3 protein-coding genes are annotated in these 12,760 nt (G+C 62.6%); 1 reads left to right on the top strand and 2 read right to left on the bottom strand.

Annotation, left to right across the window (positions count from 1 at the left end; all coding sequences use genetic code 11):
- Positions 1–43 precede the first annotated feature (43 nt).
- Entirely contained in the window at positions 44–2,179 is a 2,136-nt protein-coding gene (locus E6B08_RS22340) for a type I secretion system permease/ATPase (RefSeq protein WP_136917473.1), read from the bottom strand.
- A gap of 70 nt (positions 2,180–2,249) precedes the next feature.
- Positions 2,250–3,623, bottom strand: a complete 1,374-nt coding sequence (locus tag E6B08_RS22335; protein WP_136916001.1) for a TolC family outer membrane protein — start codon at positions 3,621–3,623, stop codon at positions 2,250–2,252.
- A gap of 478 nt (positions 3,624–4,101) precedes the next feature.
- On the opposite strand from E6B08_RS22335, the gene E6B08_RS22330 reads away from it, so the two are divergent.
- Positions 4,102–12,621: a retention module-containing protein gene (locus tag E6B08_RS22330; protein ID WP_136916000.1), complete on the top strand. Its 8,520-nt coding sequence runs from the start codon at positions 4,102–4,104 to the stop codon at positions 12,619–12,621.
- The last annotated feature ends 139 nt before the right edge of the window (positions 12,622–12,760 follow it).

Here is a 12,760-nt window from a genome sequence, read left to right as displayed (position 1 = left end):
CGGGCGTGAAGCACAGGGGGGCTCATCGCGGGCAAGCCCGCGTCTACAGGGCGGCGCCTACGCGGCCCTTGCGCAACGCGTCGACGACCGCATCCTTCGGTCCGTCGGCGACGATCTTGCCGTTGTCCAGCACCAGCAGCCGGTCCACCAGGCTGAGCATCGAGGTGCGGTGGGTCACCAGCAGCAGGGTCTTGCCCGGTACCCAGGCCAGCAGACGTTGGCGCAGTTGTTCCTCGCCGCTGTTGTCCATGTGGCTGGTGGGTTCGTCGAGAATCAGGATGGGCGGTTCTAGCAACAAGGCCCGCGCCAGCAGCACGGCCTGGCGTTGGCCGCCCGACAGCAGTTGGCCGCGTTCGCCGACCGGGCGGTCGAAGCCGTTCGGGTGTTGCCGGGCAAGTTCCGTGACGCCGGTCAGTTCGGCCACCTCGAGCATGCGCGCATCGCTGACGTGGCGGGCGCCGAGGGTGAGGTTGTCGCGCAGGCTGCCAGCCAGCAGCGGCAGGTCGTGGGCGACGTAACCGATCTGGCTGCGCAGGTCGGCGATGTCCAGCTGGCGCAGGTCGAGATTGTCGAGCAGCACCTGGCCGTCATCGGGGTGGTAGAAGCCCATCAGCATGCGCGCCAGGGTGCTCTTGCCCGAGCCGCTGCGGCCGATGATGCCGATGCGCTCGCCAGGTTGGATCGACAGGCTGACGTCCTGCAACGCAGCCGAAGCCTGGCCGGGATAGCGGAAGGTCACGTGGCTCAGGGCCAAGCCGCCCTTGAGCGTGGTGTGCTCGAGCGCTTGCTGCTGCGCCTCGCGCTCTTGCGGCAGGGCCATCAGCGCGTCGGTGCTGCGCATGGTCAACTGGGCTTGTTGGTAGCGGGTGATCAGCCCGGCGATCTGGCCGAGCGGGGCCAGCACCCGGCTGCCGAGCATGTAGCTGGCGACCAGGGCACCGACGCTGAGGTTGCCGGCGATGATGCTGTAGACCCCAGCGACGATGGTCGCCATGCCGCAGAACTGCTGGATGAACAGCGTGCCGTTGCTGGCCAGCGACGACAGGTTGCGGGCATGGGCATCGAGGCGGGCGATGGCGCCATTGGTGTGTTCCCACTGGTACTGGCGCTCGCTTTCGGCGCCGCAGGCCTTGAGGGTTTCCAGGCCGCCGAGGGTCTCGATCAGCAGCGCCTGGCGGACCGCGCCGAGGCTCAGGCTTTTCTGCACGGTGTCGCGCAGGCGCGCCTGGATGATCAGGGCGAAGCCCACCGCCAGCGGGAAGGCGATCAATGGGATCAGCACCAGCCAGCCGCCCAGCAGACCTATCACCAGCAGCATCAGGGCAACGAACGGCAGGTCGATGATGCTGGTGAGGGTTACCGCCGTGAGGAATTCGCGCAGGCCCTGGAAGTCGTGGATGCTCTGGGCGAAACCGCCGATGGTGGCAGGCCGGGCCTTCATCGACATGCCGGTGATGCGTTCGAACAGGGTGGCGGAGAGGATCAGGTCGGTTTTCTTGCCGGCCTGGTCCAGAAGGTGCGCCCGGACCATGCGCAACACCAGCTCGAAGGCGGTGCCGATGAACAACCCGGCCACCAGCACCCACAGCGTCGACAGCGCCTGGTTGGGGACGACGCGGTCGTAGGTCTGCATCACGAACAGCGGCACCATCAGGCCCAGCACGTTGATCAGCAGGCTGGCCAGCAGGGCATCGCCATACAACCAGCGAGAATGGCGCAAGGTATCGCGGAACCAGGCTTCGACCCTTGGCACCAGTGGCGAGCGCAAGTCTTCCAGGGTATGCCGGGGGCGGGCGAACAAGGCGCGGCCGGCGTAGGCCTGCTCCAGCGCGTCGCGTTCGACCCACTGCTCGCCGCCATCGGACTCGCAGGGGAGTACCAGCGCCCGGCCATCTTCCCCCCAGCGTTCCAGCACGGCGCTGCGGCCATCGTTGAGCAACAGCAGCACCGGCAGGTTGAGCGGCGAAATATCCGTCAGCGGGCGCTGCAGCACACGGCCCTGCAACCCGGCCCTTGCCGCTGCCCGCGGCAACAGGTCGGCGCCCAGGCGCTGCTGGGCCAGCGGCAGGCCACTGCACAGGCTTGCCCTGCTGGCCGGGCGGCCATGCAGGTGACACAGGATCAGCAAGCCGTCGAGCAACGGGTCATCGACATCCGGGCGCGGTTGCCCGCTTTGCATACTGGTCACGATGGCCTACTCCGCCACGGTGGATGGGGGACTACTAGCAGTGCCAGGAGGTGGCTGCACTTCAGCGCATGTCAGGCAACTGGGCCTGGGTTCGCACATCGGTCTTGGCGATGGCTTCAGGTGGCAGGGAAATGCGCTGCTTGCTCAGCAGTTCGCCCATGGTCGCCAGCACCCGGTACATCGAGAATTCTTCCGTGTAGCGCACTTCGGTGTAACGGCGGTTGGCGTTGTACAGCTCGTTTTCACTGTCGAGCACGTCGAGCAGGGTGCGTTGGCCGAGGCCGAACTGGTCTTGGTAGGCGCCACGCACACGCTGGGTGGTTTCGGCGTACTCGCGGGCAGTCGGGGTCTGCTTGCGCGCATTGTTCATGGCGTTCCAGGCCAGGCTGAGGTTTTCGGTCAGCTCGCGCAGGGCGTTGTTACGGATGTCCATCGCCTGGTTGATCTTGTGTGCGTCCGATTGCAGGCGGGCCTTGTCGCTGCCGCCGCGGAACAGGTTGTAGCTGAGCTCGACGCCCGCCTGCCAGTCGTTGTTGGCATGCCCGCGTTCGCCGCCGATGTTGTTGTTGGCGCCGGTCGCCAGCACCGCATCCAGGCGTGGGTAGAACGGCGACTTGGCCACCTCGTACTGTTGTTCCGCCGCGTTGACGTCGGCCTGGGCGGATTTCAGGTACGGGTTGTTCTCCCGCATGCCCTGGCGCGCTGCGTCCAGGTTGGCGGGCATCTGTGCCTGGATCGACTGCGGCGTCTCCAACTCGTCGGGCACACGGCCGATCACGCTGTAGAAGTTGGCTTCGGCGTCGGCCAGATCGACTTCGGCGGTGTCCAGGTTGTTTTCCGCCAAGGCGCGGCGGGCGGTGGACTGATCGAGGTCGGCGTTGCTGCCCACGCCGCGTTCGCTGCGCAGGCCGATCTGGTCGTTGACGCGCAGGTGCGCCTGCAGGTTGTTCTTGGCCAGGGTCACCAGTTCGCGACGTTTGAGGACCTCCAGGTACACCTCGACGGCGCGCAGGGCGACGTCCTGGGCAATGGCCTGGGTGTAGTAGGCGCGGGAGGTCGCGACGGCCTCGGTGCGGCCCACTTCGTTGGCGGTGTTGAAGCCGTCAAAGATCATCTGCCGCAGGCGTAGCTCTGACTGCGTGTAGTTGAGGGTTTCCTTGTTGTGGTTACGCGTGCCATCGGCATTCAGGCCGCGGGTATTGAGGTTGTCCGAACGTTGGCGTCCGTAGCCTGCGACCAGGTCGACGGTGGGGTAGTAGCCGCCGCGCGCGAACTTTACGTCCTCATCGGCCGATAGCGTGCTGTTGCGATTGGAACTGACCTGGGGGTGGTAGTCCACGGCGCTCTGCACCGCCTCGGTTATCGACATTGCCTGGGTATTGGCGCACGTCATCGCCAACAGGATTGCACTGGTGAGGGGGGTAAGGGCGCGCATGGGGTACATCTCCCTGAATCTGCAAAGTGTCAGTGTCTTTCTTTGTTTCGCCAAAAAATTGGCGATATTTATCATCAAAACCGTTTCAGGTTTGTAACAAGGAGCTAAGAACATTTCTGACGCGAGCTAAGAAGAATTTTTCATATGAATTATGCGAAAAAAAACTTATGCGGACTAAGGAAAGCAGGACATTGTTTCTTCCAAGTGATTTGAAAACCCGCTGCAGCAGGCGCGTTACAAGGATCTTGGACAGTTGCAGATTTTTTACAGCTAGGGACAGGGATAGGCAGGTAAAAGCGGTTTTTGGCGACAAAAAATTGGCATAGACGAACGGTCGGAACTTACCTCCACTATCGCCAAAGTAGATATTTCGGTAGTTAGATGTCTCGTTTTCGAGACTGATGCGAACCGATCGACGCCTCCGTTTTCTCCCTTGTCGACGCTGTGAAAACCCATTGGTAAGGGGAGGCGTTAGGTCATGGCTAAGTTGATCGGTGTGGTTGGCAAGGTGATTGGCGAGGTGTTCGCGATCGGCAGCGACGGCAGCCGTCGAGCCCTGATGGAGGGTGATCGGGTATACGCGGGCGAGCAGGTAGAAACCGGTACTGCTGGTGCCGTGGCGGTCCACCTGGACAACGGCAGCGAACTGACCCTGGGCCGCGACAGCCGCCTGGAGATGAGCAGCGACCTGTTGGCCAGCCAGGCACCGCATGTGCAGACCGCCGACTTGGCCCCCACTGACGCGCAACTCAGCGATGTCGAGAAACTCCAGCAAGCCATCGCCGCGGGTCAGGACCCCAGCCAGGTCGCCGAGGCGACTGCCGCAGGCCCCACCGGCAGTAGCGCCGCAGGTGGCCAGGGGGGTGGCCACAGCTTCGTGATGCTGAGCGAAGTGGGCGGCCGCGTGGACCCGCAGATCGGTTTCCCCACTGCCGGGTTCAATGGCATCCCAGAACTCGCCAGCCGCGAAATTGGTGGTCTCGACCCCAGCAACAGCGACGACGATGTACAACCGCCAACCCCTCCGGAGCCCGGCACGGATCATCCCGTCAGCCTGCAAGGGTTGGATCTGAGCCCTGGCGAGTTGGCCCTCGACGAGGCCAACCTGGCGCAAGGTTCGGCCAGCAACCCGGCGGCGCTCACCCAGCAGGGCAGCTTCACCGTAGTGGCCGAGGACGGGGTATTCAACCTCAGCGTTGGCGGCATCAACGTGGTCACGGCCGGTGTGGTCACTGGGGTTGGCCAGTCCATCACCACGGCATTGGGCAACACGCTGACCATCACCGGTTACAACCCGGCCACAGGTGTGGTGAACTACAGCTATACGCTCAACGGCGCCGAGCAGCATGCCTCTGGCGCGGGGGCCAATGACCTGGGCGAGCACTTCCCGGTGTTGGTCAGCGACAGCGATGGGGACGTGGCCCAAGGGTCGCTGGATGTGACCATTCGTGACGATGTGCCAAAGGCGGTGAATGATACCAACGCCGTCACCGCGACCGAGCACCATGCCGAGCTGACCGGCAACGTACTGACCAACGACGTGCAGGGCGCTGATCGCGTGGCGGGCGGGCCGGTGATCGGTGGCACCTTCACCGGTACCTACGGCACATTGGTGCTGGCGGCCGACGGGGCCTACACCTACACCCTCAACACCAACGACCCGGACTTCAAGAACCTCGGCGGTGGCGGCGCCGGTTTGGAGACTTTCACCTACACGATCAAGGACGCTGACGGCGACACCAGTTCCGCGACCCTGACGTTGAAGGTGAACAATCTCGACGACACCGTGACCCTCGACGGCCTCAAGGTGCAGGGCGGCGAGCTGACCGTGTACGAGAAGAACCTTGCCGACGGCAGCGCACCGAATGAAGGTGCCCTGACCCAGCAGGGCACCTTCAAGGTCATAGCGCCAGATGGGCTGCAAAGCCTGAGCGTGGGTGGGATTTCGGTGGTGAGTAACGGCGTTGCGGCAGGCTTCCCGCAGTCGATCACCACGCTCGAGGGCAATACCCTGACGGTGACCGGCTACAACCCGAGCACCGGGGTGGTCAGCTACAGCTACACCCTGGTGGACAACGAGAGCCATCCGAATGGCGGTGGTGCCAATAGCATCAGCGAGCAGTTCACCGTGATCGCCAAGGATATCGACGGCGACACCCGCAGTGGCACCCTGGACGTGAACATCGTCGACGACGTGCCCAAGGCGGTGAACGACACCAACGCCGTCACCGCGACCGAGCAACATACCGAGCTGACCGGCAATGTGCTGGCCAACGATGTGCAGGGTGCCGATCGCGTGGCGGGCGGGCCGGTGATCGCTGGCACCTTCACCGGTACCTACGGCACCTTGGTGCTGGCGGCCGACGGGTCCTACACCTACACCCTCAACACCAACGACCCGGACTTCAAGAACCTCGGCGGTGGCGGCGCCGGTGTGGAGACTTTCACCTACACGATCAAGGACGCTGACGGCGACACCAGTTCCGCGACCCTGACGTTGAAGGTAAACAATCTCGACGACACGGTGACCCTCGACGGCCTCAGCGTGCAGGGTGGCGAGCTGACCGTGTACGAGAAGAACCTTGCCGACGGCAGCGCACCGAACGAAGGTGCCCTGACCCAGCAGGGCACCTTCAAGGTGATTGCGCCCGATGGCCTGCAGAGCCTGAGCGTGGGTGGCATCGCGGTAGTGAGCAATGGCGTGGCAGCCGGTTTCCCACAGTCGATCACCACCGCGCAAGGCAATACCCTGACCGTGACCGGTTACAACCCGACGACCGGTGTGGTGAGCTACAGCTACACCCTGGTGGACAACGAGAGCCACCCGACCGGCGGCGGTGCCAACAGCATCAGCGAACAGTTCACCGTGATCGCCAAAGACCTGGACGGTGATACTCGCACTGGGACGCTGGACGTCAATATCGTCGATGATGTGCCCCAGGCCGCGCCGGACTCCACCAGCGTGGTAGAAGGCAGCACGGTATCGGGCAATGTCTTTCTCAACGACAAGATGGGCGCGGACCAGGCCGGTACCAGCAATGTCGTGGTCGGCGCGCGCGCCGGGTCGGATGTGTCGAAATCGGCTATCGGCAATCTCAACACCGAGATAGTTGGCCAGTACGGCACCTTGACCATCGATGCCGCTGGTAACGCGGTGTATCACGCCAATCCGAACAGCGTGGCACCCGCCGGTGCCACTGACGTGTTCGTCTACACCATCCGGGACACCGATGGTGATGAAAGCACCACGACCATTACCATCAATGTCCAGGACTGCTCGCTGACGGTTGCAGGCCCCGGTGGTGTGACGGTGTATGAAAAAGCACTGGATACAGTCCAGGATGGCAATGACCTAGCGCCCGGCAAGGTGACCGGCAGCCAGCCGACATCCACCGGGGAAACGGCGTCCGGCAACTTGGCAACCGGCGTCAGTGGCGGCGTCGGTGGCTTGACCTTTACCTTGGTCGGCAATGCCGAAGGCCAGTACGGGCAGATCAAGCTCAACGCCGATGGCTCGTATACCTACACCCTCACCAAAGCTGCCGATTCGCCCGTGCATCAGAACGACGGCGCCAACAGCGTGACGGAAACCTTCACCTACGAGGTGAAGGACTCGCTCGGCAACAGCACCACCAGTACCATCGTCATTACCATCGTCGACGACGTGCCAAAGGCCTACAGCGATTTCGCCAATGTCTACGAAGGCGGAACGGTGAGTGACAACGTGCTGGTCAACGACGTGACCGGTGCCGACGTACGCGCCGATGGTGCCTATGTGGTAGGGGTTCGTGCGGGTTCCAACACTTCGACCTCCGCCATCGGCCAACTGGATACCAAGGTGCAAGGCCAGTACGGCTACCTGACCCTGGATGCCCAGGGCAACGCCGTGTACCACGCCAATCCGAACAGTGTGGCGCCGGCCGGTGCCACTGACACCTTCGTCTACACCATCCGCGATGCCGACGGTGACGAAAGCACCACCACCCTCACTGTCAAAGTGCATGACACGTCGCTGGTCGCTTGCGAAGACACCGATGTGAAGGTGTACGAAAAAGCTTTGGACCTGAACCAGGATGGCAACGACCTGGCCCCCGGGACGGTGAACGGCAGTCAGCCTGGTTCAACCGGTGAGACGGCTTCCGGCACCTTGGTCGGTTCTGTCAGCGGTGGTATAGGCGCCTTGACCTACACCCTGGTCGACAACGCGGTAGGGAAGTACGGCCAGCTTCAGTTGAATGCGAACGGCACCTACACCTACACCCTGACTTCACCAGCCGATTCGCCCGTGCATCAGAACGACGGCGCGAACAACGTGACGGAAACCTTCACCTACGAGGTGAAGGACTCGCTCGGCAACAGCACCACCAGTACCATCGTCATTACCATCGTCGACGACGTGCCAAAGGCCTACAGCGATTTCGCCAATGTCTACGAAGGCGGAACGGTGAGTGACAACGTGCTGGTCAACGACGTGACCGGTGCCGACGTACGCGCCGATGGTGCCTACGTGGTAGGGGTTCGTGCGGGTTCCAGCACTTCGACCTCCGCCATCGGCCAACTGGATACCAAGGTGCAAGGCCAGTACGGCTACCTGACCCTGGATGCCCAGGGCAACGCGGTGTACCACGCCAATCCGAACAGTGTGGCGCCGGCTGGTGCCACCGACACCTTCGTCTACACCATCCGCGATGCCGACGGTGACGAAAGCACCACCACCCTCACTGTCAAAGTGCATGACACGTCGCTGGTCGCTTGCGAAGACACCGATGTGAAGGTGTACGAAAAAGCTTTGGACCTGAACCAGGATGGCAACGACCTGGCCCCCGGGACGGTGACCGGCAGTCAGCCTGGCTCAACCGGTGAGACGGCTTCCGGCACCTTGGTCGGTTCTGTCAGCGGTGGTATAGGCGCCTTGACCTACACCCTGGTCGACAATGCCGAAGGCCAGTACGGGCAGATCAAGCTCAACGCCGATGGCTCGTATACCTACACCCTCACCAAAGCTGCCGATTCGCCCGTGCATCAGAACGACGGCGCGAACAACGTGACGGAAACCTTCACCTACGAGGTGAAGGACTCGCTCGGCAACAGCACCACCAGCACCATCGTCATCACCATCGTCGACGATGTACCAAAGGCCTACAGCGATTTCGCCAATGTCTACGAAGGCGGAACGGTGAGTGACAACGTGCTGTTCAACGACGTGACCGGTGCCGACGCACGCGCCGATGGTGCCTATGTGGTAGGGGTTCGTGCGGGTTCCAACACTTCGACTTCCGCCATCGGCCAACTGGATACCCAGGTGCAAGGCCAGTACGGCTACCTGACCCTGGATGCCCAGGGCAACGCGGTGTACCACGCCAATCCGAACAGTGTGGCGCCGGCTGGGGCCACTGACACCTTCGTCTACACCATCCGTGATGCCGACGGTGACGAAAGCACCACCACCATCACCCTGAAGGTGCATGACATTTCGCTGTCGGTGTGTGACGACGCTGGCGTGACAGTGTATGAAAAAGCCCTGGACCTGACTCAGGATGGCAAGGACCTGGCGCCCGGTACGGTGGTCGGGAGCCAACCGGGTTCGACCGGCGAGACGGCGTCCGGCACCCTGGCTGGCTCCGTCAATGGCGGCATAGGGGCGCTGACCTTCACCCTGGTCGACAACGCGGTAGGGAAGTACGGCCAGCTTCAGTTGAATGCGAACGGCACCTACACCTACACCCTGACTTCACCAGCCGATTCGCCCGTGCATCAGAACGACGGCGCGAACAACGTGACGGAAACCTTCACCTACGAGGTGAAGGACTCGCTCGGCAACAGCACCACCAGCACCATCGTCATCACCATCGTCGACGATGTACCAAAGGCCTACAGCGATTTCGCCAATGTCTACGAAGGCGGAACGGTGAGTGACAACGTGCTGGTCAACGACGTGACCGGTGCCGACGCACGCGCCGATGGTGCCTACGTGGTAGGGGTTCGTGCGGGTTTCAACACTTCGACCTCTGCCATCGGCAAACTCGGCGTCAACGTACAGGGCGATTACGGTTACCTGACCCTGGATGCCCAGGGCAACGCGGTGTACCACGCCAATCCGAACAGCGTGGCGCCGGCTGGGGCCACCGACACCTTCGTCTACACCATCCGCGATGCCGACGGGGATGAAAGCACCACGACGATATCCATCAAGGTGCACGACGTCTCGATGTCGGTCTGTGACGACGCCAGCGTGAAGGTGTACGAAAAAGCGCTGGACCTGAACCAGGACGGCAAGGATCTTGCGCCTGGCACCGCTACCGGTAGCGACCCGTCCTCGACCGGCGAGACAGCCTCCGGCAGCCTGGCCGGATCGGTCAATGGCGGCATTGGACCGATTACCTACACCTTGCTCGGAAACGCCACAGGGCAGTACGGACAGATTCAGATAAACCCCAACGGTTCCTACACCTACACACTGACCTCTCCAGCCAACACCCCAGGCGCCAATTCGGCATCGGAACAGTTCCTCTACAAGGCTACCGACTCGTTGGGCAACAGCGTCACCGGCAAAATTACCGTCAATGTCATGGATGACGCGCCCAGCACTGCATGTGCCGAGCGCTCGGTCACCCCGAGCCAGGTCGATTCCAACATCCTGCTGGTGATCGACGTGTCCAGCAGCATGGCCCAGAGCTCCGGCGTGTCGGGGTTGAACCGCCTGGAGCTGACGAAACAGGCGATCAGCGCATTGCTCGACAAGTACGACGACATGGGTGAAATCAAGGTGCAGATCGTCACCTTCGGCACCGGTGCCAAGGTGCTGTCCGACCAGTGGGTGACCATCGACCAAGCCAAGGCACTGGTCGCCAACCTCAAGGCAGGCGGCTCGACCTACTACGATGACGCGGTCGACTCCGCGCAGACCGCTTTCGACAAGGCCGGCAAGCTGACTGGCGCGCAGAACGTCAGCTATTTCTTCTCGGACGGTGCGCCCACCACCGGCCACGCCATCGACGCCAGCCGCGAGGGCAATTGGGAGTCCTTCCTCGACAGCAATGGGGTCAAGTCCTACGCCATCGGGATGGGTAATGGCGCCAACGCCAGTAAACTCGACCCATTGGCTTACGACGGCAACAGTCATACCGACACCAACTCGGTGGTGGTCACAGACCTCAACCAGCTCGGCTCGGTACTGTCGGGTACCGTGCAAGGAGCGCCGATCACCGGCAGCTTGATGACTGGCGGTGGTTTCGGCGCCGACGGTGGCTTCATCAAGGCGCTACTGGTGGATGGCGTCACCTACACCTTCGATCCCAAGGCCGACGGCGGCAAAGGTGGCTACGCGGTTGCGGGCGGTGCGGACAAGGCCACCTTCGATACCGTGAGCAACTCGCTCAGCATCAAGACGGCCCTGGGCGGCACACTACTGGTGGATATGGACACCGGCGAGTACACCTACACCTCGGCCAAGGGCAGCAGCGGCAGCGCCGTGGAGCGATTCGGTTTCACCGCCAGTGACAACGACGGCGATACCAGTAGCGCTACCCTGACGGTGCGGGTCAACGGCAACAGCGCGCCGGTGGCGGGTGCCGACCACATCATCACCAACATCACCGGGGCCACCATTACGGTGCCGGCCGAGGCGCTGCTGCACAACGACAGCGATGCCGATAACGATCGGCTGAGCGTGTCGCCGAACACCTTCAACACTGGATTCGCCGACAAGGGGGCAGGCTTCGGTACGGGGGCCGTCAAGACACTCGCCTTCAACGAACACGGCAACAAGACGGAGAACCAGTTCAAAGCCTTGGATCGCAGTGCCTTTGCGCTCAATGCCAGCAATATGACCGCAGCGTTGGTCGTGCTTGGCTACCTGGGGTCGATCAGCGGCAGCAGCGGGGCGAACGATGAAGACGTGATCACGGTGCAGCTGCGCAAGGGCGAAACCCTGCAGCTCGACCACGACCGGCCAGCCGGCAACATCACGCTGGAGTGGAAGGATGAAAATGGCAGCTACCAGACCATCGCCAGTGGCCAGAGCTTCACCGCAAGCCATGACGGCACCTACAGCATCCATGTGATCAACGAGGTCAACCCCAGCGGGAGCAGCAAGTCTGGTTCCGAGGACTACAAGCTGAGCTTGCTGGTCAACTACGCCCAGGCCGAGAACGAGGTGCACCATGACACCTACACCCTGAGTGACGGCCACGGTGGCGGCGCCACGGGCGCGGTGGACATCACCTACCAGGCCGGCACGACCCTGACCGGCACCGACAATGACGATGTGCTGCTCGCCGGCGGTGGCGACGACACGCTCTATGGCGGGAACGGGCACGATGTGCTGGTCGGCGGCGAGGGCAATGACAAGCTCTATGGCGGCGCCGGCGACGACCTGCTGATCGGCGGCCCAGGCAACGACCTGCTCGACGGTGGTGCTGGCAACGACACCGCCAGCTACGCCTCGGCAACTTCGGGGGTTACCGTCAACCTCGGCGTGGGCACGCAGCAGAACACCATAGGGGCTGGGCTCGATACGTTGTCGAGCATCGAGAACCTGATCGGCTCCGACTACAACGACACGCTGATTGGCAACGGCGTCGACAACCAGATTACTGGCGGTCTGGGCAACGACATGCTCACCGGGGGAGGGGGCAGCGATACGTTCATCTGGAACAAGGGCGATACCGGGCACGACACCATCACCGACTTCAGCCTGGGCAATGATCACCTCGACCTGTCACAGCTGTTGCAGGGCGAGAACGCCACGGCGGCGTCGCTGGATGATTACCTGCACTTCAAGGTCAGCGGCACCGGCACCCAGGCGGTGTCGACCATCGAGGTCAGCAGCGTCGCGGGGGCGAATGCGACTCAGACGATCGATTTAACGGGGATCGATCTGGCCCAGCATTATGGGGTGACGGCGGGGGCGGGTGGGGTGATCTCGGCGGGGCAGGATACGGCGACGATCATTACTGGGATGCTTAATGATCATTCGTTGAAGGTGGATACGGTGTAGGGCATCGCCTGAATGGCTACTTGGATGAGGAGGAACTCATCCAAGTAGCCGACCCTGGCAACGGGGTTGCCATTGAAGGTGTATTGAGTGCTTCCCGTTTCGACCACGCCGACGCCGTATATGGACCGTCATGGGTGGT

This window comes from Pseudomonas putida (assembly GCF_005080685.1).
In the GTDB taxonomy this organism is placed as follows: Bacteria; Pseudomonadota; Gammaproteobacteria; order Pseudomonadales; family Pseudomonadaceae; genus Aquipseudomonas; species Aquipseudomonas putida_V.
The sequence above is the reverse complement of the archived record's forward strand: the minus strand, read 5'-3'. Positions and strand labels throughout refer to the sequence as shown.

Coding starts and splice junctions, on each gene's coding strand:
- E6B08_RS22340 (WP_136917473.1), bottom strand. CDS start 2,179: ATGCAAAGCGGGCAACCGCGCCCGGATGTCGATGACCCGTTGCTCGAC.
- E6B08_RS22335 (WP_136916001.1), bottom strand. CDS start 3,623: ATGCGCGCCCTTACCCCCCTCACCAGTGCAATCCTGTTGGCGATGACG.
- E6B08_RS22330 (WP_136916000.1), top strand. CDS start 4,102: ATGGCTAAGTTGATCGGTGTGGTTGGCAAGGTGATTGGCGAGGTGTTC.